General features: G+C 54.8%; 26 protein-coding genes and 3 pseudogenes. 8 read left to right on the plus strand and 21 right to left on the minus strand.

Going from position 1 to position 26,293, the window contains the following annotated elements; all coding sequences use genetic code 11:
- Positions 1–24: 24 nt before the first annotated feature.
- Together HAPAU_RS18465 and HAPAU_RS18470 are read right to left on the minus strand one after the other, a co-directional pair.
- Positions 25–1,662 (minus strand): hypothetical protein, encoded by a 1,638-nt coding sequence (locus HAPAU_RS18465; protein WP_066385586.1) that lies wholly within the window; start codon positions 1,660–1,662, stop codon positions 25–27.
- 46 nt (positions 1,663–1,708) lie between these two features.
- Positions 1,709–2,167, minus strand: coding sequence for a hypothetical protein (locus HAPAU_RS18470; RefSeq protein ID WP_245634247.1), 459 nt, complete (start codon positions 2,165–2,167; stop codon positions 1,709–1,711).
- A 154-nt stretch (positions 2,168–2,321) separates the two neighbouring features.
- On the opposite strand from HAPAU_RS18470, the gene HAPAU_RS18475 reads away from it, so the two are divergent.
- From HAPAU_RS18475 to HAPAU_RS18485, 3 genes are all read left to right on the plus strand, one after another.
- Entirely contained in the window at positions 2,322–2,600 is a 279-nt protein-coding gene (locus HAPAU_RS18475; protein WP_157078561.1) for a hypothetical protein, read from the plus strand.
- 87 nt (positions 2,601–2,687) lie between these two features.
- Positions 2,688–2,930, plus strand: a complete 243-nt coding sequence (locus HAPAU_RS18480; protein ID WP_066385590.1) for a hypothetical protein — start codon at positions 2,688–2,690, stop codon at positions 2,928–2,930.
- A gap of 48 nt (positions 2,931–2,978) precedes the next feature.
- The gene (locus HAPAU_RS18485; protein ID WP_066385591.1) at positions 2,979–3,602 is read left to right on the plus strand and encodes an FxLYD domain-containing protein; all 624 of its coding nucleotides are present in this window, start codon (positions 2,979–2,981) and stop codon (positions 3,600–3,602) included.
- Here HAPAU_RS18485 and HAPAU_RS18490 read toward each other — a convergent pair.
- The gene (locus HAPAU_RS18490) at positions 3,592–4,839 is read right to left on the minus strand and encodes a hypothetical protein (RefSeq protein ID WP_245634248.1); all 1,248 of its coding nucleotides are present in this window, start codon (positions 4,837–4,839) and stop codon (positions 3,592–3,594) included. The two genes, HAPAU_RS18485 and HAPAU_RS18490, sit on opposite strands and share 11 nt — an antisense overlap.
- 214 nt (positions 4,840–5,053) lie before the next feature.
- On the opposite strand from HAPAU_RS18490, the gene HAPAU_RS20575 reads away from it, so the two are divergent.
- Together HAPAU_RS20575 and HAPAU_RS18495 are read left to right on the plus strand one after the other, a co-directional pair.
- The gene (locus tag HAPAU_RS20575; protein WP_084383935.1) at positions 5,054–5,266 is read left to right on the plus strand and encodes an antitoxin VapB family protein; all 213 of its coding nucleotides are present in this window, start codon (positions 5,054–5,056) and stop codon (positions 5,264–5,266) included.
- Complete coding sequence (locus HAPAU_RS18495) at positions 5,263–5,655, plus strand: PIN domain-containing protein (protein ID WP_066385593.1); 393 nt, start codon at positions 5,263–5,265, stop codon at positions 5,653–5,655. The genes HAPAU_RS20575 and HAPAU_RS18495 overlap by 4 nt, the downstream gene beginning before the upstream one ends.
- Before the next feature lie 6 nt (positions 5,656–5,661).
- Here the strand turns inward: HAPAU_RS18495 and HAPAU_RS18500 are convergent, their stop codons facing one another.
- From HAPAU_RS18500 to bioB, 5 genes are all read right to left on the minus strand, one after another.
- Positions 5,662–5,919: a hypothetical protein gene (locus HAPAU_RS18500; protein ID WP_157078562.1), complete on the minus strand. Its 258-nt coding sequence runs from the start codon at positions 5,917–5,919 to the stop codon at positions 5,662–5,664.
- A 118-nt stretch (positions 5,920–6,037) separates the two neighbouring features.
- Positions 6,038–6,712 carry a dethiobiotin synthase gene (bioD, locus tag HAPAU_RS18505; RefSeq protein ID WP_066385595.1) on the minus strand — a complete coding sequence of 225 codons (675 nt, stop codon included), beginning with the start codon at positions 6,710–6,712 and terminating at the stop codon, positions 6,038–6,040.
- Complete coding sequence (locus HAPAU_RS18510) at positions 6,709–7,956, minus strand: aminotransferase class I/II-fold pyridoxal phosphate-dependent enzyme (protein ID WP_066385597.1); 1,248 nt, start codon at positions 7,954–7,956, stop codon at positions 6,709–6,711. The genes bioD and HAPAU_RS18510 overlap by 4 nt, the downstream gene beginning before the upstream one ends.
- A gap of 1 nt (position 7,957) precedes the next feature.
- Positions 7,958–9,016, minus strand: coding sequence for a transcriptional regulator (locus tag HAPAU_RS18515; protein WP_066385599.1), 1,059 nt, complete (start codon positions 9,014–9,016; stop codon positions 7,958–7,960).
- Positions 9,017–9,077: 61 nt separating this feature from the next.
- Entirely contained in the window at positions 9,078–10,196 is a 1,119-nt protein-coding gene (gene bioB, locus HAPAU_RS18520; protein ID WP_066385601.1) for a biotin synthase BioB, read from the minus strand.
- A 77-nt stretch (positions 10,197–10,273) separates the two neighbouring features.
- Between bioB and HAPAU_RS18525 the strand changes: the two are divergent.
- A pseudogene (locus HAPAU_RS18525) lies at positions 10,274–10,714 on the plus strand (carboxylating nicotinate-nucleotide diphosphorylase); the annotation flags it as partial.
- 1,148 nt (positions 10,715–11,862) lie between these two features.
- Here HAPAU_RS18525 and HAPAU_RS18535 read toward each other — a convergent pair.
- The 11 genes and pseudogenes from HAPAU_RS18535 to HAPAU_RS18580 form a co-directional block, all read right to left on the minus strand.
- Positions 11,863–12,543, minus strand: coding sequence for a helix-turn-helix domain-containing protein (locus tag HAPAU_RS18535; protein WP_066385605.1), 681 nt, complete (start codon positions 12,541–12,543; stop codon positions 11,863–11,865).
- 534 nt (positions 12,544–13,077) lie between these two features.
- A complete protein-coding gene (locus HAPAU_RS18540; protein ID WP_245634249.1) occupies positions 13,078–13,392 on the minus strand; it encodes a hypothetical protein in 315 nt (104 codons plus the stop codon).
- Between the two features lie 345 nt (positions 13,393–13,737).
- Positions 13,738–14,781, minus strand: coding sequence for a hypothetical protein (locus HAPAU_RS18545; protein WP_066385606.1), 1,044 nt, complete (start codon positions 14,779–14,781; stop codon positions 13,738–13,740).
- Positions 14,778–15,017: a DUF4177 domain-containing protein gene (locus HAPAU_RS18550; RefSeq protein WP_066385870.1), complete on the minus strand. Its 240-nt coding sequence runs from the start codon at positions 15,015–15,017 to the stop codon at positions 14,778–14,780. Before HAPAU_RS18550 ends, HAPAU_RS18545 begins: the two co-directional genes overlap by 4 nt.
- A gap of 865 nt (positions 15,018–15,882) precedes the next feature.
- Complete coding sequence (locus tag HAPAU_RS18555) at positions 15,883–16,566, minus strand: helix-turn-helix domain-containing protein (protein ID WP_066385608.1); 684 nt, start codon at positions 16,564–16,566, stop codon at positions 15,883–15,885.
- A gap of 181 nt (positions 16,567–16,747) precedes the next feature.
- The gene (locus HAPAU_RS18560; protein WP_066385610.1) at positions 16,748–16,960 is read right to left on the minus strand and encodes a heavy-metal-associated domain-containing protein; all 213 of its coding nucleotides are present in this window, start codon (positions 16,958–16,960) and stop codon (positions 16,748–16,750) included.
- Positions 16,961–17,182: 222 nt separating this feature from the next.
- Positions 17,183–17,512: a DUF7130 family rubredoxin-like protein gene (locus HAPAU_RS18565; RefSeq protein ID WP_066385612.1), complete on the minus strand. Its 330-nt coding sequence runs from the start codon at positions 17,510–17,512 to the stop codon at positions 17,183–17,185.
- A gap of 1,371 nt (positions 17,513–18,883) precedes the next feature.
- On the minus strand, positions 18,884–19,273 hold the full coding sequence (locus HAPAU_RS18570) for a type II toxin-antitoxin system VapC family toxin (RefSeq protein WP_066385615.1): 390 nt from the start codon (positions 19,271–19,273) through the stop codon (positions 18,884–18,886).
- Between the two features lie 303 nt (positions 19,274–19,576).
- Entirely contained in the window at positions 19,577–20,389 is an 813-nt protein-coding gene (locus HAPAU_RS18575) for a bacterio-opsin activator domain-containing protein (RefSeq protein ID WP_066385616.1), read from the minus strand.
- A gap of 300 nt (positions 20,390–20,689) precedes the next feature.
- A pseudogene (locus HAPAU_RS23160) lies at positions 20,690–20,824 on the minus strand (hypothetical protein); the annotation flags it as partial.
- Positions 20,825–21,277: 453 nt separating this feature from the next.
- Entirely contained in the window at positions 21,278–21,469 is a 192-nt protein-coding gene (locus tag HAPAU_RS18580; protein ID WP_066385617.1) for a hypothetical protein, read from the minus strand.
- Between the two features lie 1,353 nt (positions 21,470–22,822).
- Here HAPAU_RS18580 and HAPAU_RS18585 point away from each other — a divergent pair.
- Both HAPAU_RS18585 and HAPAU_RS18590 read left to right on the plus strand, forming a co-directional pair.
- Positions 22,823–23,200 carry a thermonuclease family protein gene (locus tag HAPAU_RS18585; protein ID WP_066385618.1) on the plus strand — a complete coding sequence of 126 codons (378 nt, stop codon included), beginning with the start codon at positions 22,823–22,825 and terminating at the stop codon, positions 23,198–23,200.
- A 237-nt stretch (positions 23,201–23,437) separates the two neighbouring features.
- Positions 23,438–23,707: a hypothetical protein gene (locus HAPAU_RS18590; protein WP_245634250.1), complete on the plus strand. Its 270-nt coding sequence runs from the start codon at positions 23,438–23,440 to the stop codon at positions 23,705–23,707.
- A 306-nt stretch (positions 23,708–24,013) separates the two neighbouring features.
- On the opposite strand, the gene HAPAU_RS18595 is transcribed toward HAPAU_RS18590, so the two are convergent.
- A complete protein-coding gene (locus HAPAU_RS18595; RefSeq protein WP_245634251.1) occupies positions 24,014–24,634 on the minus strand; it encodes a ferritin-like domain-containing protein in 621 nt (206 codons plus the stop codon).
- 1,339 nt (positions 24,635–25,973) lie between these two features.
- A pseudogene (locus HAPAU_RS18600) lies at positions 25,974–26,240 on the minus strand (PadR family transcriptional regulator); the annotation flags it as partial.
- Between the last annotated feature and the right edge of the window lie 53 nt (positions 26,241–26,293).

Consider the following 26,293-nt stretch of genomic DNA (forward strand, 5'->3'; position numbering starts at 1 on the left):
CGCGTTGCTGATCAGTTCTGGTGCTCACGATGAATCAGAGCTATTGCTTCGAAGGCGACGATAGCGCTCACGCCGTCGGGCGTCGATACTGCCGGCATCTCGTTGACTGCGAGGAGGCCCCGATCGTCGAGGTGTGGTTGATCGAGAGTGAGACTGCGAGTAGTTCGTCAGTCGTGACTGAGTTGATGAACCGCCATCAGTTGCCGCCTGGCCACGGCGAGAGCGCGTTGTTGACTTCGCGGCCGTGTCCCGTCGTTGCTGGCGCTTGCTGTTGGATCGACCGCGAGTGAATCGCGAGACGGGATTGATGTAGCCGCCACCGCGTTTCAATCGAGAGGTATCCCCGCGTGACGGCAGGACCCGCCGGGCCGTGTTCATGCCTGCCGACAACACTGAGCCCTTCGTGATGATCGCGACCAACGATCCTCCAAGGAACGACGTCTGGATCGTCAGCGGCAGGACGACCGCGAGGATGATCACACCGATCGTCACCGCCATGTTCGCGAGCGAGCCCGCAGCGCCCATGCCGAAGTCAAACCCAACGTGGTAGCCGATCGAGAGTAGGAGTGCTGTCGGCCAGTTCATCACGAGCAGGCCGATGTACTGCCAGAACAGCACCGAGAACGCTGCTTTCGACGTTCGCGGTCCAAAGTACATCCCGACGAGGATGATCGGGAGGATCGTCGGCATGAGAAATAACACTGCGTGGCGGATCCCGTGGATCAACGCCAACATCAACCCGACATTCCAACTCGCGAGATAGACTCCGAGACCGACCGCCAGTGGCCCGGCGTTCAGTTTGATGTTCTCCTCGGAGAAGGGATTATTCGGATCGCCACTGGCGAGGATCTCCTCACCCTGTGGGAGGAACCACATCGTCACGGCATCCGAAACGTGGTGAAGCAACGACGCGACGTTCCAACTCAGCATTACTAATGCGCCCGCGCCGAACATTGCCAAGAGAACTGACCAGACGCGTTGGCCGGTCATCGGCGAAAACGGCACGACAAAGAGAGTGAAGAAGATGAAGCCGATGATCATGAACTGAAACGCCGGGGGCAAGATCATCTGCAGGTAGACCTCTTCGTAGAGGTCGCTGTACGTATCGCCAACGGGCTGGCCGAGGATGCCGTGCCACCCATCGTTTTCGGGTGTCGGCGTCCCCAACATGTCGTTGATCACTTCGTCAACGATGTAGACGGTCGCTCCACGGAGCTGATCACGGAGCCACTCGGCGAGATCCTTGGCGTTTTCTTCGGGCGAAAGACTTGGCCCGATGCTACCCGTTCCTCCACCGCCACCAATTTGGGGTGTGCCACTGCCGTTCTCGGCGCTAGTTCCGTTGGTAGTATTGGTCGCGTTGTCCTCGGAGTCGTTGTTGATGGCCTCGAGGTCGACGTCACCTTCGTCGACGTCGATCGGGAGCTCTTCCAGATCCTCTGCTGTTACATTCGACTCGTCGTCATCCCCGTTTGAGGTGGTACTGTCACTCTCGTTGTCGTCGGTTAGATCACTTGCGTCGGTCTGAAGAACGATTCCGTCAGTATCGAGCGTAGCAGTCGTCTCTGAAGCAGCAGCGACAGGGCCAGCTATCGAAGTCATGGCAAGGCCCATGACGAGGACGATCACGACCAGCCGACGCGGGTTCAGTGGTATATTCATGGACGATCGGTCCGGGTAGCGAATCGCGAGGTTCGATAGACTGTGGTTAGTTGAGGACAGTTGAGCAGCTCTGACCACCGGCGCCGGCGATTTCGAAAGTCATTCCGAAGAACTGGGTGCCGACGACGAAGGCGATCGCTGCCCCGAACGACAGCAGGATCATCCCCAGCCCGATCGCGCTTTGACCGGCAAAGATGGGCGTGAGCGCCCACATAGCGACGCCGATCAGGAAGGCGAGAAACAACAGCATCGTGCCGTAGTTGATTAGCATCGTCTCGATCGAGATCAACAACTGTCCGGCGGGATCATCGCAGAACTCCTGGGCTGCAGCAGGTGTGCTCGCGATAACTAACAGGAGTCCAATGGCGGTTCCTGCCGCAAGGTACGCTGTTGGAACCCGTGTCGGACCCTGTAGCAGGTCCATCACGCGTGTGGTAAGTGGTTCTAGCAGTCTGTGATCGTCTGTCGGCTCGTCTTCGGAAAGGGTGTCGTCTGTCGATGACATGGAATTTCGAAGTCAGTGTGGTTCGTGTGGAATACTCTGGTTAGGGTTCGCTATTCGCCCTCCTTCGCTATTGTATCAGTATTAGTTTTCTATAAGTCTAGTACAATAGTCAGCAGTGATAAATCTTTGCTAAGACTAATAGGGCCGCGAACGAATGGCTCTGCAGAGCTCTGGTATCGAATCCATACTCACTCTTGATACAATGAAATCCAAATATCAACCACACTCCGACGACGAACCTAAGATTCTCCTCCCGGATGGCGGCCAAGCGGACGCTTCCGATGAGGACGAAATGAAATCCATTCTGATCGAAGTTCCACTCGAACAGTACGAAGAACTCTCGGAAACGAAAGAGACGAACGGGTTTACGTGGCGCGGGATGTTGCTGCACGCCCAGCGCTGTCTTCGGCGGGAACAGGAAACGGAGCGATAGCTCGCGCTTGAGTCGTCTTGCAGCCACGTTTCTCGCTCTATCTCATACAAAGATTAATATTAGAGTATTATTAGAACTAGAACAGCAATGGGATTTCTGAGTTCAACGAATGCCGGTGCCGCGAAAGTCATCGGGCTTGGAACAGTCGTCCTCGCGATCTTTGTCGTCGGCCAGTGGGGGATCCTTGCAGCCCTCTTTCTGGCTACTGCTGGTGGGGTTCTGTTTCTGGGCGCGGGTGATGAACTGCCTCGATTCAGTATTCGCAATTTCGGCTTGTTCGTGTTCTACTGGCTGTTTCTCCTCTTAGGAATTGGTGTTGGGATCGACTAACGTAGCGAACAGGACTCGATAGTAGACGATTCACAGACTCGATATACAATGATCTCACGACGGCAATTCGCGAAATTTCTCGGGAGTATCGGGACGCTGGTCTCCCTCTCCGGGTGTATCGGAACCCGCTGGTGGGAAGACGATAATGACGAGGGACGTCCCACCGGTCGTACCGATACCGAATCAGAGAAGAACACGTCTTCTGAGGGACCTGCTGATACTAGCAACGCTAGCGAACACGACACTGATGACAAGCGAAAGAACGCGAGTGAGACGACCAGTGAGGATAACACGGAACGCCAGCAGTATCCCGACGAGAATGCTACCCAGATCAATCGTAACGAGTACAACGAGACCTACGGGGAGTACGAGACCACTGCTCGCGATCCGAGTGCCGTCGAGATAACGGCCGATGCACAGCAGCCGACCGATGGCTCGTTGCTCGTCTCTGGTACAGTGGTGAACGTCAGCGACCGAGCAGTCGACGTCGTCGATATCGAGCTGGTCTTCTACGGAACGAACGACGCGTATCTCAGTGCCACACTCGTGACCGTCCGTGATCTCGAGTCGGGTGAGAGTCGCGAGTTCGAGACGCGACCAACCACTGGAACGATAGAGGGGAATATCGAACGAATCGAAGCGAATCGAACGGTCTACGACGTTACTGACTGAACGGGACGTCCCACTGATTCTGCTTGGTAAAGATGTTGTGCCAGCCGAACTCGTTCATGCGCTGGCGACCTGGAAACGATGATTGTTCGATCCCGGTCTCTGGATCAGGATGGGCACACCGGTTGCCCTCAAGGTAGATCCCATCGGCGGGAGCACCCCGGATCAGGACATGTGGCGTGAAGCCACCACGGTTATGATTGATGTACGGCTCAGGCTCGTACGGTCCAGCGTTCGCACCGTTGTGGTGGCGCTGGTCAACCACTCGCGTCGGCCGGATGATCGAGTTGCGGACAAGCATCGTTCCTCCCGCCCGCCATTGCCACCGCAGCGCGGATTCATCGTTCGCGCCACTCTCGTTCTCGCCGATCCTGTGCATATCGATCGGGTGGCTCGATGCGTGGGGACCGAAATCACACTCGATCGCGAGATAGCCTGCATCCGCGGTGCCGTACCCACAGATCGCATGGCGATACGCGTCAAACGCACACCGATAGATCGTCGGTGTCCCGCGATTGACGTCAATCGGATACCCAGCGGAGGTCATCATGCAGTTGTGCAGCGCGGAATAGAGAATCGACGGTGAGGCCGGTGACTCCCGACTGCCGACCATGATCCCAGTTGAAAAGCCCCAGAGTTCGCAGTTATCGAACTGACTACTGTCGGCTTGCATCGACACACCACGGGCATACCAGTCACTACGCCACCGTTCGCGTTCGGGGCGTGTCTCACCTGGTGCGAATGGAATATATCCGGGAATGACCGGTGAGGCAGTGTAGTTCCAGTGGGGACCGCGGATCGTCACGCCGGTGAGGCGACCGCCTTCCTCGAGTGTGAAGAGGGCGTTGCTCATCGCCGGTGAGCCACGACCTCGATCCGACGTTGCGAGGAGCGCACCCGAGCCGTCGTCCGAACGGCCCGACGCCACCGTTACATGGCGAAGTGTGAGGTTCCGGTCGCTTAGATCAATGCTCGCATCGCTCGGGATCCAGATAACGCGTCCCCCACCGCGAGTGATTTCCGCTTCGAGAGCGGCGGCTGACTCAACAACGACGTCAGCGTCCTCACGACGGACGTCTTGAAACGTGGGGCCGCCACTGAGGCCAGTTGTCGAACCGCTTAGACCGAGCAATTGGAGACAGCCAGCGCTGCCAGCGAGTGTTCCACCGGCTGCTGTCGCTGCCATCTGTTTGAGTAACTGGCGCCGATCCAGTAATGAGGAAGACGCCTCGCTGTTCATATTATATCAATATAATATTATACTAATAGCATATGTGCTCTGCGATTGGGTCCAAGTAAGACATGGATAGTGACAGTAGTGTACTACTTCTGACCTTGTGCAACAAGCACCTCTAAGACACGATTGTTGCACAAGGTATGCGATAGTCGGTTTATCGGAAAGAGCAGTTACGAACGGCACAACAATCTTGTATACAGGGCAGTATACAAAACACATGAGCAAGAGTATTCGCGTCAAAAACGATACCCACGCAGCCCTGTCTGCACTGAAAGGGGACGATGAGACATTCGACGAGTTGCTGTCGCGTCTCATTGAGGAACGTCGTGAATCAGTGCAGGACGGGGCTGGACTCTGGAAAGGAACTGATGCGGCTGAGAGCGCCCGCAAAGCACGTCGAGAGATGAAGGAAACCGTCGGCACTCGATGACACTCTACGATAGTAGCGTTCTTATCGAGTATCTCAACGGCACCACAGCTGCGGTCGACTACGTCCAAGACCATCTCGATGAACGTGCGATTGCACCACCGTTAGTGCTCTTTGAGATCTACCAAGGAGAGGTATTCAAATCAGGAGCAGCGGATTTCGATGCGGTTGACGAGGCACTTGAGTGGCTGACCATTATCGATGAGACAGCTGCCAGTGCACGATGTGCGGCTGAACTCCAGGTTGAACTGCAGCAAACCGGGGCGACGCTTGCTGCTCGCGATGCGTTCATCGCAGGGAGTGCGCGAGCGTATGGTGAACGACTCGTCGTCGGCGATGCTGATTTCGACGTGGAGGGAATTACTGACCTACTTGCTGTCGATTTTGTGTGATCTATACTACATCGTCGGCATAGTCCTCACACAGGTGTTTCTGATTTCGGAGCTCTCCTTCAGCACGTACACCATTGTGGTCGGGTGCCACTCGTCGTTGCCGAGGTAGAGTTTCCGGTCAGTCGTGTAGTAGTCCTGATCTCGCGTCAGTAGGCGTTTCGCCTGGACTCTTTCGCAGGTCTGCATCTGCTTTGGAACGGCATAGTTCAGACTACATTCGGCAACTGTTTTGAGAACGTGCTGGCTGTCGAACTCGCGGTCCATCACCATCTCACCGGCGTGAACAAATCGGCTATGAGTGTTCACACAGCGATGAGAACAGTCACAGTAACGGGTACACTCCGTTCGAAACCGCAGTGCGGACCTGCTGGTATCGGGATCGCTACCGCTCGACTGCCAGCCCCAGCACCGACCGTGGCAGGTGGTCCCGGACGGCGTCCACGGCGTCCGCGGGTTCGTCAAGTGAGACCAAGGGAACGGTGTGAACCGGCACGCCCACCATCCGCTCGATAACGTCGGGGTTGGTCCGCTCCGCGACGGTTGCCTCTTCGTACTTGTTTACCACGACGGCCCGGACCAGCACGTCGCGGCGTTCGAGTGCCTCGACGGTAAGCGCCGTGTGATTGAGCGTACCAAGTCCCGAGCGGGCGACGACGACTGCAGGCAGATCGAGGTCGGCCACCAGGTCAACGACTTCCTTGCCCTCGGTGAGTGGTACCCTGAGTCCGCCGATGCCTTCGACGACGCCGACGTCGGCGGTCGCGAGTTCGCGCTCACAGCCAGCGCGGATCTCCGCGTAGGAGATCGAGACGCCCTCCTGCTCTGCGGCGACTGCCGGCGCCAGGGCGGGTTCGAGCCGTTCGAGACAGACCGCGGCCCGCTCGTCGCCGCAGGCCTCGGCAATGAAGCCGGCGTCGTCGTCGGGCGGATAGCCCGTCTGCGCAGGCTTGATCCCGCAGGCGTCGAGACCCTCCCCGCGGAGCCACCCGACGAGGCCGGCCGTAACGACCGTCTTGCCGACGCCTGTGTCCGTCCCGACGACAGTAAACGACCTCATATTAGTCCTAGTGCCGAGCCCGCTGTCTGAAAGGCGGCGAGACAGGCGTCGACGTCCTCGGTGGTGTGGGTCGCCATGGGAGCGATCCGGATGCGACTCGTTCCTTCCAGTACCGTCGGTGGGCGAATCGCCGGCGCGATCACGTCGTGCTCGCGAAGGCGTTCACCCAACGCGAGCGCGTCCGCCCGATCGCCAACGACGACGGGGAGGATCTGGGTGTCGCCCCAGACTTCGTAGCCCATGGATCCGAGACCGTCGCGCAGTCGGTCGACGTTCGCCCAGAGCCGCTCGCGCTGGCGTTCGTCCTCCCGGGCGACCCGCAGGGCTTCCCGCGCGGCGCTGGCCGCCGGCGGTGCCAGCCCGGTCGAGAACACGAACGTCCGCGCGGCGTTCAGCAGATGCTCGACGAGTACCTCACTTCCGGCGACGTAGCCACCCTGGCTCCCCAGAGCCTTCGAGAGCGTGCCCATTTGTATGTGGACGCGGTCTTCGAGACCCTCACGCTGGACGATACCGCCACCGCTCTCGTAGAGGCCCGTCGCGTGAGCCTCGTCGACCATCACCCACGCGCCGTACCGCTCTGCCACGTCACAGATGTCGGCGATGGGGGCGACGTCGCCGCCCATACTGAATACCGAGTCCGTGAGCACGAGCCACTGCTCGTTGTCGCCGCCCTCGCGTTCGCGAAGCGCCATCGCCGCGGCCAGTGCCTCGGGATCGCAGTGGTCATAGACGACCGTCTCGGCTTCCGAGAGACGACAGCCGTCAATGATACTCGCGTGGTTGAGTTCGTCCGAGAAGACCACGTTCGGGTCGAGCGCCGTGATGGCCCCGACGTTGGTAGCGTATCCCGAGGAGAACACCAGCGCGCGTTCGGCGCGTTTCGCGTCCGCGAGGTCGCGTTCGAGCGCCCGATGGACACCGGTGTCGCCGGTGACGAGCCGGCTTGCGCCGGCGCCAGCCCCCACCTTGCGGGCGGCCTCAGCGGTCGCCGCCTGGACGCGCTCGTCGTGGGCCAGCCCGAGGTAGTTGTTCGCGGCGAAGACGATCTGCTCGTCGCCGTACTCCGGTTCGCTCCCCTTTGGGTCCGGGGCCATCTGGGCACGGGCAGTCACCGTGTCAACCGGCTGGAGGTCACGGTACAGGTCGTCGCTCTTCCGGGTAGCGACCCACGTGTCGGGGTCGAAGCCGTGGCTCGTGTCCGCTTCTGGCCCCGCGTCGGTCGAGGGCACCTCACCGCTCATCCTAGAAGCCCGGCATCAGCTCCGCCGGACCGAAGACGCCGTACTCACCGGCTCGGTTGCGCCGGACGCCGGATTTCAGGTAGCCGAGCGCCGGCCCGTTGACGTTCGCCTCCATGCTGGTGACGTCGTCCAGCTGGAAGGTGTTTGTCCCCGTCTCGCCGTCGAAGGTCCGGCCGGTTACGCGAACCGTCGTGGTCGTGGGCTTCTCGTCCGAGCACACGTCGAGGATACCGCCGACGGTCACGTCTTCGGCGTCGCAGATATCGGCCCGCTCAAGCAGGACGTCGTCGGCGTGTTCCATGTCGTGGAATTCCAGGACGCCGTCGTGTTTCTGGATGACTTCCTCGATTTCCTCGTCAGACAGCTCCCGGGCCGTCTTGATGTCGTAATCGGGCAGGTGGGCGATGTCCTCACGGACGGTGCCGCGGTTGTCCTCGTAACCGCTTTTGAGCCCGACGCCCCACCAGATTTCGACTTCCTCAATCTCGATGAACGACTGGGCGGCGAGTGCAGCCGCGCCCGTCAGAAAGCCCGGGGTCGCGCCGGCCCCGCAGATGAACGTGATGCCCGACTCCTCGAAGGAGTCGGTGCGCTCGTTGAGCATGTCGATGACGCGCGAACGCTTGAGTACGTCAATGAGCACGCCCTCGTAGTCGGCCTCGACGAAGCGGTCGGCAACGCGCGGAATGAAGTCGTGTTCGAAATTCGGCAGAGCGATGAGTACCGCGTCGACGTGCTCGCTTTCGGCAATCACGTCATCGATGGGCGTCTCCGTCGGTTCGGCCTGTCGGGAGGTCGCGACGCCCTCGTCACGGCCGGTCTGCTTGACTGCCGCCGCGCCGCCGTCGGTTCGTGTCTCGCCTTCGCTCTGGGGCTCGCTCGCGATGTTGCCTTCGGTTGCGGTAAGCAGTTCGTCCACGTCGAGACCCTCGTGGTCGACGGCGACGCCGTGACGGTCGCAGGCCACGACAGGCGTGAGGCTCTCCTTGTGCTGTGAGACTTCGAGCGTTCGTCGGCCGATACCACCCGTTCCGAGTACCGCGAAGTTGACATCATCCATGGCTGTAGTGTGTCGTGTATCGCTATCGAATTCGTGTTTCGTCCGGTTGATCGTGTGTTGTTCAGTCACCCATCTCGGCGTTGCTGGTGGCGGTACCCGCAGCTGTCTGTGGGTTGTCGTCGTCATCGTCAGCGCGGGCTTTCACTGCCCCGACGTCGAACTCGTTGGCGTCCATGTTGGGCCGCATGCCGGCCGCCTCCATCATCTTGATGTCGTCGCCCGGCGACTGGCCATCCGTGGTGAGGTAATCGCCCGTAAGGATGCCGTCCGCACCCGCCTCGAAGGGCAGATGCTGTTCGTCCTTCGAGAGGTTAACCTCGCGCCCGCCCGTTAGACGGACCCGCGCGTGGGGGTGCAACAGCCGGTAGACCGCGATGGTCCTGATTATCTCTTCGGTGGTGATGTTCGCGGAGTCGCCGAACTGCTCGCCCAGCGGCGTCCCCGCAACGGGGTTGAGGACGTTGACCGGCAGCGAGGAGATGCCTACGTCTTGGAGTGCGATGGCCGCTTCCACTCTGTCAGTGGGCGTCTCGCCCATGCCCAGGATGACGCCTGCACAGAGGTCCATGCCGGCCTCCTTGGCTATTTCGAGGGTTTTTACCCGGTCCTCAAAGGAGTGCGTTTCGACGATCTCCGGGAAGAAGCGTGGGGAGGTCTCGATGTTGTGGTTGTAGTGGTTGATGCCCTCCTCGGCGAGGATCTGGGCTTCTTCCTCGGTGAGAATGCCGAGGCTAGCGTCGACCTCCACATCGGTTTTGTCGCGCACGAGTCTAATGGCCCGGAGGACTTCCTCCCACTCACCGGGACGCTGTTCCTTGGAGACCCCCTTCTCGGCGACGACGATGCCAAATCGCTGCGCTCCGTCGCGTTCGGCTCGCTTTGCAGCCGTGAGTATTTCCATAGGATCCAGAAATCCATACGTATCGATTCCAGTATCAAAATGGACTGACTGCGCGCAGAACCCACAATCCTCGGCGCAGTTACCCGCTTTCGCATTGACGATCGAGCAGGCATCGACAGTACCGTCTCCAAATCGTGACCGCACATAATCCGCGGCTACTGCTAGGTCTTCAACAGGCTGTGCTAAAAGAGCTAATCCGTCTCGGCGGGTTAGCTGTTCACCTTCTACCACGCTCTGTACTGCAGTATTAATTGTCGTGTTGTCGATCTCGTCAACCACGTTCTGAAATCAGTTGACGAGAAGAAAAAAGTTAGCATGTAATTGATTAAATAAATATCTCTATATCTTATAAGTCTCTCCGTGGAATCGAAAAGCGGGCTGTGGTTGCTGGTGACGGCGACACTCATCGACTGGATCTCTCACATATGGTGATGGTCAAGGACAATCATATCGCCGAATTAGGGCTCAAATCCGTGATCGAATGGTTCCATGAGCAAGTGTCGTTTACCACGAGAATCGAGCTCGAAGTCGAGAATCTTGAGCAAGTATCTCGTGCCGTCGAGGCTGGTGCCGATATCGTCCTTCTGGACAATATGGATCCGGAAACGACCGCGGAGGCAGCCGATCGACTTCGGGACGTCGCCGCCGACATGGGCCGACAAGTGCTTGCGGAGGCCTCCGGTGATATTACCGTTGCGACAGTTCCTGACTACGCTGCGACTGGTGTTGACGTGATCTCGATGGGGAGCCTGGCTCATTCTGGTGGGACGCTTGATTACTCCGTCCAGACTGGATGAGAAACCAGGGCCGCGATAGTCCCCATGGACAGCCGTTGTCGAGAGTGGAACCTCTCAGGGAGGTCCGTGGCTAGAGCCGTCACCAACCGTTCACGGGACGTACCCGCGCTAGTAATCGTACCGCTCGAACAACTGTCTCTGTGAAGGTCATTCGTATGTATTTGAGAGTTCTCTTAGTGTGCTAGTTCGTCCTGTCTCATGCGAGCGACCCACGTTTCGAGAACGTGATGGGGCTAATAGCGAACGAGCTCGTCTTTTATGTCAGTACTATTCATTTCAATATATTGATAAATATCTAAATAAACAATACAGTTGACACTGTACGAATTAGTGCGGTTCACACCAACTCATGGTGCGTCGGTTGCTGACTGCCGACCCAACCGCTCTAGCTCAGAGCGGTTTTTCCGAGGAGAGGAGTGTTCGAACGCGTTTCGCGGATACCCTATCTCCGGACCGAAAACGAGCGCTTGGAGGACCAGATTGAGGAGTTGCGAAACTGGAAGGTCGACGAGAGCACGATCGAGGACCTCACCGGTAGGCTGCCCGGGAATACTGGAACACTATTCTTGGGGCAATCGAGATACGAGTCTAAGCGAAACCGATGACAGGTAATGGGGAGCCGCTTCACCCAGATGTGGGCGCTGCCGCGGTCGGGATAGGGGTTGGGGCCGTCCGCGACAGGTACAGCCACATACTGACGCCTTGTTAATGTTTCTGTAATATAGCATTTATTTATAAATTATCAGCTGTTACGGGATGAAAGGGCGACACTTCGGATAATGTGAGTAATCAGTAGTGACTGCCCAATCCGAAGCTGGAACCACTCACCAACTCCGGCGGTGTCTTGTGGTTCCAATCATGACAAGGTGTTCGTAGTCGATTCGTCTGTTGGTTGTGCGTCGAAAACCCCTCTGAGTCGGAGAGGTTCTCAGGAACGGTCGGGGTGGGTATGCGTGCAGCCAGGGGCTAGGCAGGCTGCAGTAACTCATAGCGCATCAATCGTATTAATTAATAGGTGTTTATCGACAAGGAGTTGACCAACCTTGTGCAATATCTGGCAAGTGAGAACGGGTAGTGTTGCACAAGGCCAGGAAAAGATAAATCCGGCAGCTAGCCGCCGGAGACGTCACTCTCTCGATCCCTCGTGACTACTGTTCCAGCGATGGGCTCTCGATCCGAGTTCTATCGTTCGCATTCAGAGCTCGGTCGATGAGCCTCCCGTGGGCCCGCCGGAGACGGTCGGACAGCGCCTGATGAGAGACCTCGAGCTCGTCGGCGAGTTCGGTGAGGGTGATCTCCCGTGGAACGTTATAGTAACCCATCTCCTTCGCTGTCACCAGCGATGTGTACTGTAATTCGGTCAGCCCGTGTACCGAGCCCTTGTTGCCCCCAAGGTCGTAGATCGCGTCGACAGTTGGCGAGAGCTCGTAGTCTTCACAACACACGTAGATCTTGGAAAGCGAGCTGTGGTCGGGACACATTATCTGAAACTCCCACGACTCGCCGCTGGTGCTCGCGGCCGTGATTTCGCCATCCTCCGTGAGTACCAGGCGAGCAACGGCTTCGGCTTCCTCGGCCCACTTTATCCGGTAAAGGCATTCGTCATCACAGTCAGCCACCGACGAGAACGCACTCACGGACGGATCAGCCACGAGCGCGTCCTCAAACGCCTCGAAATCCCCGGTGGCGACCCAGACGAACGACATGGTCGACTCCTCGTTCTGGCCGGCGAACCGTTCGACGCCGACGTGGAGTTCGGGCATCACATCGAAGGTGTGCGCCAGCGCGAACTGTTCAAGGGGTAATCGAAGTTCGATGATCGAGGCCATGGGATAGTCACAACTGGAAAGTGAATAAAGGTTCAGATCCCTCGGAAAACCTACTTCTGTCGTCAGCAATCGGTCAAGTTCTGATATGAATGAGATCAGGTCATCTCGTTGATCGTATAACTACGTTCACTTGCGTTCAGTGAACAGCGCCAACTTCAGGTTGATATAGAGTCATCGAGCCTTGCGGAACGACCGGCCCTGACCGTAGACGTAGTTGCACAAAGCTGATTCTATCTTTCCTTAATTATTGACATTTAATGAGTAATACTCTAAGAACTACTGCAGCCTGATGGCCCCGACTGCACGCATCCCTCTCTATTCTCAGTTATACGAGCCGTTCTATTCAGAGAGATTTTCCCCGCAAACCCAACAAGCGAACCGAATACGAACACAGTTTGTCAGAGGTGGAATCGAAAGATAGCGCGGGATTGGAGAGTGTTTCCGGCAAGCAGCTCTTGTACCGGAGCGTTCCTCACCGAGCGTATCGTAGACACGATGTTCTAGCCGTAGAGACCCAGCCCCTCCGCTGGAATCTCAGTCGTCGTCGTGTTTGAGGTCGTCGTCGTCGGCCTCACCGTTATGAAGGTCGTCGTCGGGACGCGAGATGTGGAACTCGTCCTCGTTCTCTTCAAGCGGGACGACGGCCTCGATGTCGGTCGGGCGGTCGGGTCCGGGCGGGGCGAACGAGCCGTCGGTCGGCGCGCCGACGTCTTCGAAACCGTAGGCGGGGTCCTCATCATCCTCATCGAAGAAGTCCCATTCCTCGTTTTCGTTACTATCGACGTGAGGCAATGAGACCAGCACAGTCGCCTCCGGGAGCCGGTCGAGCTCGCCCGTGACCGCATCCAACTCCTCATCTTGCAGGATTGGGACCTTAATGTTCTGGTGGAATCCCGGTTCGAGGTACCAACAATACTTTCAGCTCACGTAGCAGCGCTCACTAGATTATGTCCTATCTGTTCTGAAGAATACTGGGAGTTATGAACTGGGAGTCCGAACGCGACATGGCGAGGGACGTGGAAGAGAACCCCGAACTCTACGCCGCGCTGGCTGACAAAAGTGACGACGAGTAGCTTACGTATGCAGCAGTCCGTTTCTACTACATCCTCGAGGTAGCACCCCTCCACGTCATAAAGAGGATCCCGCTCGAATAATATAATTAGCAAGTTGACTATAGGCGAGTTGTTGATCTGTTTATCGTTGTGATTCTCGAAGAATCAGTGGCTCAATAGCAAGCGTCCGTTTAGCGACCGTCACGACCCGAGAGACGTACGCTGTAAATAAGAAAAAGGGAATGAGCGTTATTGCAAAGGCAGCTCCGACCAACCACGTGATGTTCTCGACACCAAGTACACTGCCTGTCAGTGTCGTTGCATCGACGACCGTAACCATGACACCCGCAACTGCGAGTGCGGGAATTGCCGCATACAAAATGAGCTGTGAGAGCGTTATCAGTGCCCACTCGAAATACAGCGTCTTGACGTGTTCCCGAGCCGGGCCAAACATCGAAAGGGCCACCTTCAATTCATTCAGGAGATCATTCTCAGGTTGGCCGAGATCCTCCTGGTGATCGTGGAGGAGACGCTCGACTTGGAAGATCTTCCACCCATAGTTGTAGTCAAGTGCCGCGTGCATGACGTCGAACGATCCGAATTGGGCCCCTTCTAACTCGTCGCGCACTACCTCAGAGTTACCGATCAGACTCTCGGTGAACTGATCGACCTCCCACCGAAGTTGATCACTCTCAATATCGCTGAGTCCATCTCGAACTGCCTCTGCTCGATCCTGTGAGGCATCAACGAGATTTCGAAGAAATGCCGATGGATCAGCAGGACTTGGCGCTCCAATCAGCTCTTCTGTATAATCACGGAAGTCCATCGAGTCTTCCATTCGGCCGCGTTGTTCGCCAAGTGGGCCATTCTCTTGGGAAATGACTAGCTGACCAATTGTCACGACAAGCGTCGTGCCTGTGACAACCACTGTGATCATCGTTGAAAACAGCGTTTCGATCGTGTCCCCCGAGCTAAGTTGGGGAATAAGTGGGGGCGGAAGAACTGTAACCGCAACTACGAACACGAGAAACATCGCGAGGGTCAACACACCGGTCACAACGAGGCGGTTTGCACTGAGCAGAACCCAGAGCTTGATGCGGCTTTCACCAGCCCGTTCGCGCATCGTATTAGCCGTACTAACGTCGACATCTTTGTCGACATTCGACTCGTCGATTTCAGAACTCATGCTGACTGCTCGTCCTCCAAACGGTCATCGCTGTTTCGAACGGGACGTTCGAAGACGAGATATTTGGTCCCGCCACTCGTGTAGTCGATTGTTTCGACGAGTCGCCACCCATCAGCAGCGAGTTTATTTATCTCGGTTTTTGGGTCCTCGGCTTCTTTCTTGGTATCGCCTCGGGGTGGTCTGAGCGTTTCGTATTCCCAGAATGTGTCGGATTCATCGTGCCGGTGACGACTCATGCACGGATTTACTGCTACCGCTGTCAAAAACCCCCTTCTCTTCTCCGTCTCTCTTCCCTTCTCTTCCATTCGCTAACTACCGTGAAACTGGGATTAGGGTGGTTGTTCGCCGGTTGCGGTGACGTTCATTGTATCGATAGTGGTTGAGTTGACGCTGTTGCTGGCAACTAGCGTCGAATTCTGGTTCGTAGGTACCCAGACGGAAACTGCGGTCTGACCTGAGTCAACACTGACTGTGCTATAGGACTGCCCAGATTCATCGATGACCGTTATCGTCGTCACGTTGCTGGCTTCGGGGGTTGATTCGAGAGTCGCGTCAGTACGGACGTGTTGCCCACCCCAGGGCTCATTGGTCGAGACTGTGTCGAACACTGGTGAGGCATCTGTGTCCGCTGTGACTGATGGACTGAGCGTCAGACAGCCACTGGTTGTGAGGACGACGACTACGAGAACTGCACTAAGTGTTTGAGCGGTACGGTGTGACATAGAAGCTACTCACTGGCCTTGTGAGAAACAGTTTTGGATTGTACAGCAACTCTGGTCTACCTCTCAGGTAAAATACAGGCCGGTCTTAGAACTCTTATCTGGGACACTATACAGAAATGGCACCCATCAACTGAGCCGTCTGCATGCGTGATCGTTCCCTCATGCTCAGTGAATAAATGGGCAATAAAGTCAATTGACCCTGTTCAGGTCATCTGATGCGACCGCTCTTCCTCCATTTCAGATAACAGAGTCACGTCTTCGACGGTGGGGTCGTCTTCAAACGCTGCTTCAAATGCGTCGAAGTCGTCGGTACGCACTCAAATGTAGAGGGGGTGATCTTGTCCGGATCATTAGACGGTCGACGCTATCTTAGAGATTATCAGCTCTCAGAGTTTTCATTGGCTTGAGGATTAGTCGTGGACCTCATCTCACGATCGACTAAATGGCCATGCGCTCGCCGAAGTCGCACAGAGAGTGCTTGATGTGAGACCTCGAACTCGTCTGCGAGCTCGCTCAAGGAGATCGCTCGTGGGATCTCGTAATAGCCCCGCTCGTTGGCCTCCGAAAGGGCCGTATGTTGTTGCTCCGAGAGTTCATTTTGTGACTCTTCGTTGCTATCGAGTTTGTAGATCGCATCGATAGTGAGCGAGAGTCCCTTCTCTTCACAGTTAACATAAATCTTTGAAAGATCGGCGTGCTCGGTGCACATTAATTGAAACTCCCAGGCTTTGCTACTCGTATTTATGGCTGCACTCCTGAGTACTGCGTCTTCATCCAATAAAATGTTGAGTACGTCTTTGACATCCTCAGCCCAGTGTAGCCGATAGAGGTGATCGTCACCGATTTCGCTGATCTTTGCGAATGATTTAATAGTTGGATCTTCTCTGAGTGTCTGCTCGAAGGTCTCAATGTCATTGGTATCGACCCAAGCAAAGGGGAGTACTGAATCAGTACTTCGACCCACAAATCGATCGATTTCAATATGGAGATCGGAGACTCCTTCTACAGTATGCGCCAGTGCAACCTGGTCAACAGGGATGCGGAATTCAATAATTGAGGCCATTAGTATATCAACAGCGTCTATCCGTATAGTGATTAGTACTTCGTGCGGCGCCAGCGTCTCTGTGATTTAATATCTCAAAAGTGAGTATTTTATTAATCTATATACAAAATATAATATTCTATTAATTATATTTAAATGAAAAGTATAATAAATACCGAACGCGTATCATCGGAAAAGGGATTTACTTCACAGTGTAGCCCAGTTCACGAACTGTAATTTTGACTCGCTCTTCGGCGAGTACATCCTCATCATATTTGATTTCTGCATCGCCGCTACCTTGGTCAACGTTCACTCCCATCACGCCGTCGAGCTCACTCAATGTATTGTCTATTTCTTGGAGATCTTCTTCTGAGTCGATTCCCTGTATACTGAACACGGCGGTACTCTGTGCCATCGGTTCTCGTAACTATCTAAGAGAGCACTGGTGATGACTCTACTGCCGGCCAAAAGAACACCGAAAAAAGTTAATTGTTTATCAAATCACTCACCGACATCAGGATCTGTCCCTAAGCGTGAGAGCAGTTTGTAGTTCGTGAGGATCGTTCTCCGAGAGAACTGCCTTGATTCGATAAGGAGGACGGTCTTTCGAACAAATAGGGAGACTATGAGAATCCGGTTAGTCCTCAGTCCAGTACATGAGTGCTTCTTTGGACTCACCACAGTTGGGGCACTCGTCGGGCAGTCCATCCTCAATACGGCCCATCTCGCCACAGTCTATGCAGCGCCACATGAGTTCTGCCTCCCCGAACTCTTTTCCTGAACGAGCATGTTCGACGCTCATGGCTTCGTATCCCTCACGCATCGTCACGTAAAAGCCCGCATTATCGAACCCCCGGATTTCACCAAGTTTGTCCCCTCCTTCGTTAAAAACCGGTTCCCCCATATTGAGACGTTCAATCTCCTCACTGGGAACCTCATCCGGAGTTTCCCCGCTATTTTCAGCCATGGAGGTGAGTTTGCCAGCTACCCATAAAACGGTATGGCAATAACCGACTTTCAGCTGTGGAATTGGCGAGACCGCCAGAATTACGTGAATACAGGCGCAAATTCTCGCCGTTCACGTGGGGATACGCGCCGTAAACTCTATTTTCGCCGCCACCATAGACCGCACTACCGGAGTTCCCACGTCGGCGAACGCGGTCGTTGACTGCACCGATGCTTTGCATCGACTCGTTCCGTGGTAAGAAATCCGGTGCGCGCACCGAACCACCCCGCCACGTCCCGGCCCACGGGTCGGACGCGAATGGCGGTACCCAAGAGGCTGAATACCCTCTCGCGGAGGGACGGTCGGTATTCCGTTCCGGTGAAACGCCCGGCGCGTCCGGGTGGGAAGACCGCTTTGACACGGCTATACGCACTGCAACGCACTCCCTCGGTAATAATTGGGAGGCAATCCATAACGGGACCACGCGAAAGCGTCCTTGCGTCCTGAGGAAACGTGCAACCTTGAACTCCCCTTCGGGGATTTCCGCGACTTTAGGCGCGGGAGACTGTCAATCTTGGACAGGCGTACTACACTGAAGTAGCGAGTGAGACACTGAACGTCCCCGCTTGTTGGACTGTCTCGAAGAGGTTGTCAGCGAGTTGTGGATAGGAGGAGAGTGAGCGCATATCAGTGGTATAGAATGACCCTGATTTGATTCTGGCGGGATCGATTGGGTTCCTGACTATCCGGCAGAAGACCGGAAAGTTGGACAGTAGAACTGAGGATACAACTTGATATACCTGCGAACGGCCGAAACATAGTGTCCACTTACAGGATTCTCTGAATCAAACTGTCGACCCTCTTCTGGTTGCTAATTAGCATCTCAGCGTTCTCTCAGTGCGGCACTACTAACCGTCTCTATAATTCTCAATTCTCTCTGGATGTGAATCGTCTTGTCTGTGGTAGACAATCACAAGACCTATAGACCGCAGTGGTGATGGTCTCTCTGTAGACGGTACCTCTGACATAGCTGCAGTCACCTGCAGCCGACGACACCGGCTACAGTGGATGAGCCCGAGACGGCCTGAGCACCCGGCTCAATTCCTGTTATTTGTCCCCAACGGACTCCGACACAGTAGTCTACCGCTGTAGTAGTACGTCTTATTACCCCTACCGGTTTTCAACATCGCCTCAAAACGTGTTGTGAGGGAGGATACTCCGCTTGTTGTGGAATCGTGACCTCTCACAGTCTCTGAGAGGGTAAAACCTTGTGCAGCAGTTGCCTTTCTGAATACGTCGTTGTTGCACAAGGCTATCTATTTGGATGACTCAGAGGTAAAATCGATCGAAACCGAGTTGAGAGTGTTTAATCTCGAGGGTACTGTAGAGCGCTCAGAGACAGTCGGTTGGTGCGAGTGTGCTCGATTCCTGCAATTCTGAATCAAAGGAGACAAGTTTTGCGTCATGACTTTGCGCACAGGAAAGAATCAAACAATCCAAGGGATACAATAGCGTCTCTCGCTGCAATCGGTTGGCATCCATCATATCCGAAGCGTCAGGGATCACAACCCGCACGTCGGCAGTGATCTCATCTTGGATTGCTTCGGCGCGTGGTAGCTCAAGACGCTGCTTTTTTGTCAGTACGGAGCGTAGCTCCATGAGGTTCATTGTCGACGTGAGAAACTCGTGATCGCTATCTAGTAACTCGACAGCGATAGCTCCTGTTTCAGGTTCATCGGTGGCCGCTGCAATGAAGATGTTTGTATCGAGAAAGAGCCTCATGGCTGTTCGCGAAGCTCGCGAACCTCCGATACGGAATCGATATCTAGGTCTGACGCCATTCCCTGCAGTCGCTGCCCGAGTGGCAATCGCTCATCAGAATCGGTGTCAGAGCGAGCAAACTCGTTCGCATCGTCAGCGTACACGCCCATATCCCACTAGATGACGGCCAGCTGTAAAACAGTTCGCCACCTGAAGCTGAGCAATTTTGTTCGGTCGCGCATTCAGCGGTTATTTGAAGGAGTACATCCTGCGTGGTAATCGTCCATATCAGTACTGGTTAGGAGATGATAGTGAAGCAGATCCTTATCCAGATCTTGTGTCTTTATTCATAGACGGGATCGATACAGCAAATATCTGGGATGGTATTCTCCTATGCTTTTCCAATACTGCTTCGAGCACTTTTCGAGTACCGAGTCGCAAATGCTCCTGGAATGTGGAATCTGTAATGTCGAACGATGACGCAATTTCTTCTCCCGTGCTGCGTCGCGGCCAATCAAAATATCCAGCATAGAACGCCACTTCGAGTACAGATCGCTGTCGATCGGTCAACTGCGTCTCCAGAACATCTTGTAACCCGACCGATGCGATCTCAGAATTTCTCGTTGAACGCTGAGAGACCAGTTCAAGACTCGAATAGCTGTCCTGAAACCCCTCCACCACACGTCGGATATCCGTATGGGGTGGGAAGACGACAACCATTTGATATTCGATATCTTCAATCATGACTTTCTGAATTCGACCACCGTACTCGGCTGCAAGCGAGTACGGCTGATCGCCGCTGACTTTAATTTCGAACTGCTGTGTAGGCGTCCCTGTCTCTACCTGTCGAACGTGTTCTACCGTCAGATATCCTTGAATCACCTTGAGGAATACAGTGATCTTCTGTTCTGGCTCAGTCAGATACACGAGTATACTCTCGTCTGCAAGTCGAATTAGATGATCAATAGTAATTTGGCCTATCTCTTCATCAGTTACTTCTACAAACGGTTGTGCGAACGCCTCTGAGCGAAAGACGAGTTCCACGGCCTGATCAGCGAACAACGCCGCCTGCTGTCGAAGCATAACGAGAATGTATCCAGTGACATCCTCCCCGCCGTGAACGGCGAGGCTTCCCACAGGACCGGTCCTGCTGAGTTGGGAGATTTACGGTTTGCATCCCGTCGTGATACGGGCCGTGCCACGCGGCCGTTACCCCTATCCGGAGAGGACTCGGGGTTACTTGGTTGTTTATTGACGGTATCCCACTGCGGTCGCCGAAGGGGATACCTTCGACCAACCGAGGGGAACCCCGATACTGTCTCATTAGAGTAGGCGGCACGGCCGCCTCGGTTGGTATCACAGACAGACTGTATTCACGTGAATCTACCGATGCGGCGATTCATCCCCACCCTAAAGAACGGGGTTTTCTCGCCTAATTCAGATAAGCCAATCAAACCCTTGTTCCCTAATTTCGAATGAGACCGCCTCGCCCTCAAACACCCGCTGGTAGTGTGTTTCCATTTTCTCAGCAGTCTCCTCCGACCACATCTCATAGATCGTCTTTCCCTCAACAGCCTCTGGTTCTGAGAATTCGGTTTGTGTTAGTCCATCTCCCCTCTAGGTACAATCAACGGGTGTGGACCACTCTGATATATGCTACAGCTGACTACCGGAACCCTCGGCGCACTCCAAGTAACGCCGTATTCTCGCTCTCTCCGATCGCTCCGAAACGGGGGTTCTCGCGCGCCTCGGGACAGTAGCGATACCGCACGTACGAGAGGATCACCTGCCGGATACTGAAGGGCCGAGTAGCGGGGAGAGTTACAACGAATCATAGCAGGACACCCCATGAGTCACCAACAACCCACTGGCGGATGGAATATGCCGAGGGTGTCCCATCTCCTCTATACCGTCATATCAGTATTGTTAGAGGGGGCTTACGGAGACGGCTCCGGACGAGTGCTCGCTCGAGATACGTATTACACTGCAAGCACGGGATGGCCGGCCCGTTAGAACGGTAGTTCGTTAGTCGTCAGCGAATGTGGGTTTCGTGATCGCGTCTGGGTTCTCGTCCTGTTGGTCGGCCACGGACTCGGCGGCCAGTTGCTTGAACTCCTCGCCGCCGTGTTCATCGGCAGCGTACTGTGCAAACTCAAGACCGCCGTTCGGGTCGTAGTTAAGCAGCCGATCCTTGAATGGCGAGGCTTCGACCCACATCGGGATAGAACCGCCTGTCGGGTGGTCGGACTGAGTCAGGGAAGCAAGGTCAACGAGAGCACGATCGAGGACCTCATCGGCAGGCTGCACGGGCAGTACTGGAACGATATTATTGGGACAATCGAGATACGAGTCTAAGCGAAACCGATGACAGGTAATGGGGAGCCGCTGCACCCAGATGTGGGCGCTGTCGCGGTCGGGATAGGGGTTGGGGCCGTCCGCGACAGGTACAGCCACATACTGACACCTTGTTAACCTTTCTGTAGTATCATATTTATTTATAAACCATCATCTGTTACGGAAGCGAGAGGGCGGCACCTTCGGATAGTGTGAGTAATCGCCAGTGACTGCCCGATTCGGAGCCGGAACCACTCACCAACTCCGGCGGTGTCTTGTGGTTCCAATCATGACAAGGTGTTCGTAGTCGATTCGTCTGTTGGTTGTGCGTCGAAAACCCCTCCGAGTCGAAGAGGTTCTCATGAACGGGTAGGGGTGGGGTTGTGTGCAGCCGGGAACCAGTCAGGCTGCACTAACTCTTAAAACTTTAACTATATTAATTAATAGGTTTTTATCAATAGTATATAGAATCGGGTAGCCTTGTGCAACGCTCGCTTTCCAGAGGCGCCGATGTTGGACAAGGCACATATCACTTGAAAAGTAGCCGTCTGAGAGTTGAAACCAGTGTTGAGACGACAGTACGTATCAGACAGAGCCAACAGCAGCCAAGAATACGACTATAATAGCAGCCGATGCGATATTCGGGTGCGTGGAGTTTATCATGCGGCCCCCGCTCCATGCATGATCATTAGGTGCAATGTATAATACTATCGGGATACTAAACTGGAAACAGTATCGTATGTCAATGAATATATATTGACAGGACGTGAATCGTGCCAACAGAGAATAGCAAATTTACAGCCAACTTGGTAGTATACTCACCGTCTTGCTATGTTCGGTGGGTTTCGTACGACCGTTAGGAAAGTCCCTGTTTTTGGATAATCTCGCGGACAGTCTCGGTATGTACTGTCGACAACTGAATAGTAGAAGCACCCTCTGATCGAAATCTGTAAAATGCTGTATTTTCCCGCTGCTATGGTCCACCAGATCAACCATACGGTCGACACTGTGAAATTTCTAAATTGAAGTGATACACACAGCCTTCAGCGTCACACTCAGATTTGTACCCAGGCCAAGGAACATACCAAAAACTGGATTAGCGATCAGTAATACTCAACATAGGTCGCTGTGACACACATCGATTCAGTATCTGCAGTTAGCAGCTAAGAACCGTCTGTCCACCGAGAAAGTCACTTCATTCGGTAATATTAACCGTATATCTACCGATGGAAAAATATGGAGCTCTGGCAATACCGTGCTGATGTTGAGCGCGTCGTGGATGGCGATACGCTTGATCTCCGTATCGATCTTGGATTCGGCGTGATACTCACGGGCGATGAAGCACGGGTCCGACTCCGTGACGTTGATACTGCGGAAATCTATGGCACATCCAAGGATAGCGAGGAGTACGCTGCTGGGCAACGACACAAAGAGTTCGTCAAGGAGTGGGTTGCCAACGGAACAGACCAAGAATGGCCATTTTTCATTGAAACTCGGAAAGATGACGAACGAGGCAAGTACGGGCGATGGCTTGCGGTTATTATCCGCCGCAGTGATCAAGCGGTCCTCAATGATGATCTCGTTGATGAGTTCGGCGACACAGTTCGTTCGTAGACTGGAAGGACTTCTTATCGCAGACGTGAGTATATTGAATGCTGAGCAAGTTATGGTACCTGTCAGCAGTCGGTGCTCTGACGGCGAAACGGTTGATCGGACGTTGGATCATAGCCGAGTCCATGAGTTTCCTATTCGACGAAACTGGCGATGAGCTACTGCAAGCGTGTCGAGCCACTCTCGAAGACGCCCTCCGCAGTCTCACGTACTTCTCGAAGGGGGAGTTCGACCACCTTGATGATCGCCGCTCGCGAGCAGTACCGCGGGCTGGGTGATTCGACAGTCGAACACCGATCGGCCGACGATGCCGTGGTCGTGACCGACAGCGGTGTCGCAACCGAAGCCGCCACGCAGGACGACGAAACGCTAATCACCATCCTGAACCTTGAGCTGCCAGAGCGGGGTGGCAAGAAGTACGTGCGCTGTGAGGGGTGTAGATGCGAACTGTTAACTGAACTTGGTGGACGCAACTCTTTTTCCCTCACTCTAACGACTGTCCGAACGTAACCCATTAATTTCAGTCAAACAAAGCGGCTAATCCACAAGCTAGAGAACTGCTCTTCGATAGCTAGTTGATAACTAATGGCTGACCACAGACCGGACAGACAGTTCCAGTATGGATTCGCTTGAGATCTACATGGCGGCCAGTCCACCCACAGACTGGACACTGAATCGGGGGTGACTGAGACATTGATTTACTTGTTATCGTCTCCCACACAAAAAACGTCGTGTTCTCTCTTGTGTTCGATTCTACACCCCAGCAACCACTACATATCCGTTAGAAGAGAAATGGAAACCGCAGTCTCTGACCGCTTACTCAACGATGAATGGTCCGGCGCGTTCAAGAACTTCATCGACAGTCAGCGCCTCGTCGAACGCGTTCGGGAAGCCAATCTCCCCGTTGAGCACGTTCAGGAACGACGTGTGGCGTGCTTCGACAGAGTGAATGCTGAGGGCCGGCGGGATCAGGTCTGCGTTCTCGATTAGCGGTGCGGCACCAGCGTATGCGCCAGTACCCGTTGCTTCGAGCAAGGCGGCAGTCTGGAGGAACTCCACGGGGTCTTCCGTTGCGGTACCGAAGTCGAACTCAGGCTCCTCGATCGTCTCACCGAGAACCTCGGCGTGGATCTCTTCGTGTTCCTGGATCACACGGAGATCGTCGAACGCCCGATCTTGCACCTCGCCACCAACAGCCTGCAGTGGGTCCGAACATCGGAGTCCCTGCTCACCGATCGTATCGAGGACTTCCTTGTAGAATCGGGCTTCAAGGAATTCGAGCGTTCGCGCGAAATTCAAAATGCCGATATCATCGAGCTCGTCTTCTTCATCCATCATCCCCATTGAATTTTCGTCGCTGTTGTCGCCGTGTTCGTCGGCGGCTGCTGGCATCGAAATTCCAAGGGCACCCGCCCCCGCAACAGCGAAGGTAGCCATGAACTTGCGACGTGAAGCGAGCTGGTCGGTGACAGTCGTTGTGAAGCGGCCGATTCCGGCCGGTCGGCTTCTGTGAGTTGTCGTTGGACATAGTCGTGTTGACGCAGCCCAACCAATGATTAGTCACTGGATAAACATTTTCTGAGGTCGGACCAAATTTAGCCAAAATTATCACTGGAGTTAATATATTATATTGACTGAAGACAGTACAAAATCATCCAATCCGGACTCATCAGACACGTGGTTCGTGTCAGCGCAGACGGTTAGTCCCACGTCACCCATGCCAGAAAGACGGTGGACTGTATAGGGATTCTTTTCGTTCCCTCCTGGAGACGTGATTATCGTCGGCGTCTCCAGTCTCAGTAGCGACAATCCAGTAGAGTGCTATATTTAATACTCAGTAGCATGCATCTAACGATAGGGTACACGCCTTGATGAGAGTGCAGGACTGAGGCCATAGTTGACTCCTGCGCTCCACCGCAGGCGCTTAGGCGTGCATGCCCTTCTCCAGAACACATCCAGAGAGCCACTTCGAGCCCCCCTTGTGACTCGAGAGACCGGTCATCCACACCTGGCACATATTATTAGCACCCGGAGAATCATATATATTAGTATCTTATCAGAAGTAGTATGATATAATACAATGATAGGATTACTGTGAAAACCATACCGAACGCTCTAGCCTCCTGGTAACTAATATGTATGTACTACTACTACTACTACTATTCATGGGGAGGGTCACCCTCCTACTCCCGGCCGTGGCCTCAGGGCCGGGAGGCTGCGTCATCTTCAGACTGTCAGTAGATGTCGAGACGGTGGTACTATCGGTGAGACACGGTCCAACGTGCACTCGTCACTAAAGTCCAATATTCGAAATTTATAATCAAAAATATTAAGTATGTTGACATAATAGTAATTGGTGGCGGTCGCCTCCCCTGTACGCCGCCACCGAGGGTACCTACCCCTTCGATCAGTGTTGGACCTCCCACGCCGGGAAGGTTTTTGACAGCACGTCAGATCTCACATCAGTGTCGCCATTAGTAACGCCTTCACTCTCGGCAAAGGTGACTGCTAGAGCTTCGATAATAGTCACACCAAATCGGCTGACGAAGATCATACTCGGGGTACTTGTTCGGCTGGTACTGCCGACCTTGTGCAGCATCGGTCATCCTGAAGGGAGATTGTTGCACAAGGTTTGCTTATCGAAGGTGCTGAGTGAGAGACGAAGACAGGCGATTCACTCAGCCAATTCACCCCCCGTCGATTCGGTCTTTGTGTCGTCTCCTCCGTCCTCCTCATCCGTGGACTCTTCAGCTGTCGATTCGCCGGTGGAGAGGGCGATATACTGCTCTTCCCACGCTTGACGAGCCTCGATCTCACGCTGGCCCCGGGCCGTCAGTCGATAATAATTTGACCGCCGATCGACCTCACCTTTCTCAATTAGTCCCTTGTTCCCGAGTGAATCGAGGTTCGGATAGAGTCGACCGTGATGAACCTCAGTCTCATAATAATCTTCGAGTTCGGCTTTGATTGCGAGACCATTTGGCTCGTCTCCACCAGCGATTACATACAGGATATCACGTTGGAAGCCAGTCAAATCGTCCATGATCTCGCTATCAACACCCAGACATACTAGTATTCAGACCATAGCAATCGACA

Source organism: Halalkalicoccus paucihalophilus, from assembly GCF_001593955.1.
Lineage (GTDB): Archaea > Halobacteriota > Halobacteria > Halobacteriales > Halalkalicoccaceae > Halalkalicoccus > Halalkalicoccus paucihalophilus.

Bases quoted from the DNA above. Each gene is read 5' to 3' on its own strand.
- HAPAU_RS18515 (WP_066385599.1), bottom strand. From the start codon at position 9,016: ATGGATGATGTCAACTTCGCGGTACTCGGAACGGGTGGTATCGGCCGA.
- HAPAU_RS18585 (WP_066385618.1), top strand. From the start codon at position 22,823: ATGGAGCTCTGGCAATACCGTGCTGATGTTGAGCGCGTCGTGGATGGC.
- HAPAU_RS18580 (WP_066385617.1), bottom strand. From the start codon at position 21,469: ATGTGGGTCGAAGCCTCGCCATTCAAGGATCGGCTGCTTAACTACGAC.
- HAPAU_RS18550 (WP_066385870.1), bottom strand. From the start codon at position 15,017: ATGAGTCGTCACCGGCACGATGAATCCGACACATTCTGGGAATACGAA.
- HAPAU_RS18495 (WP_066385593.1), top strand. From the start codon at position 5,263: ATGACACTCTACGATAGTAGCGTTCTTATCGAGTATCTCAACGGCACC.
- HAPAU_RS18500 (WP_157078562.1), bottom strand. From the start codon at position 5,919: ATGGACCGCGAGTTCGACAGCCAGCACGTTCTCAAAACAGTTGCCGAA.
- HAPAU_RS18590 (WP_245634250.1), top strand. From the start codon at position 23,438: ATGATCGCCGCTCGCGAGCAGTACCGCGGGCTGGGTGATTCGACAGTC.
- HAPAU_RS18510 (WP_066385597.1), bottom strand. From the start codon at position 7,956: ATGAGCGGTGAGGTGCCCTCGACCGACGCGGGGCCAGAAGCGGACACG.
- HAPAU_RS18595 (WP_245634251.1), bottom strand. From the start codon at position 24,634: ATGGCTACCTTCGCTGTTGCGGGGGCGGGTGCCCTTGGAATTTCGATG.
- HAPAU_RS18535 (WP_066385605.1), bottom strand. From the start codon at position 12,543: ATGGCCTCGATCATCGAACTTCGATTACCCCTTGAACAGTTCGCGCTG.
- HAPAU_RS18480 (WP_066385590.1), top strand. From the start codon at position 2,688: ATGGGATTTCTGAGTTCAACGAATGCCGGTGCCGCGAAAGTCATCGGG.
- HAPAU_RS18570 (WP_066385615.1), bottom strand. From the start codon at position 19,273: ATGAGGCTCTTTCTCGATACAAACATCTTCATTGCAGCGGCCACCGAT.
- HAPAU_RS18485 (WP_066385591.1), top strand. From the start codon at position 2,979: ATGATCTCACGACGGCAATTCGCGAAATTTCTCGGGAGTATCGGGACG.
- HAPAU_RS18565 (WP_066385612.1), bottom strand. From the start codon at position 17,512: ATGGCTGAAAATAGCGGGGAAACTCCGGATGAGGTTCCCAGTGAGGAG.
- HAPAU_RS18490 (WP_245634248.1), bottom strand. From the start codon at position 4,839: ATGAACAGCGAGGCGTCTTCCTCATTACTGGATCGGCGCCAGTTACTC.
- HAPAU_RS20575 (WP_084383935.1), top strand. From the start codon at position 5,054: ATGAGCAAGAGTATTCGCGTCAAAAACGATACCCACGCAGCCCTGTCT.
- HAPAU_RS18560 (WP_066385610.1), bottom strand. From the start codon at position 16,960: ATGGCACAGAGTACCGCCGTGTTCAGTATACAGGGAATCGACTCAGAA.
- HAPAU_RS18465 (WP_066385586.1), bottom strand. From the start codon at position 1,662: ATGAATATACCACTGAACCCGCGTCGGCTGGTCGTGATCGTCCTCGTC.
- HAPAU_RS18475 (WP_157078561.1), top strand. From the start codon at position 2,322: ATGGCTCTGCAGAGCTCTGGTATCGAATCCATACTCACTCTTGATACA.
- HAPAU_RS18555 (WP_066385608.1), bottom strand. From the start codon at position 16,566: ATGGCCTCAATTATTGAATTCCGCATCCCTGTTGACCAGGTTGCACTG.
- bioD (WP_066385595.1), bottom strand. From the start codon at position 6,712: ATGAGGTCGTTTACTGTCGTCGGGACGGACACAGGCGTCGGCAAGACG.
- HAPAU_RS18470 (WP_245634247.1), bottom strand. From the start codon at position 2,167: ATGTCATCGACAGACGACACCCTTTCCGAAGACGAGCCGACAGACGAT.
- HAPAU_RS18545 (WP_066385606.1), bottom strand. From the start codon at position 14,781: ATGAGTTCTGAAATCGACGAGTCGAATGTCGACAAAGATGTCGACGTT.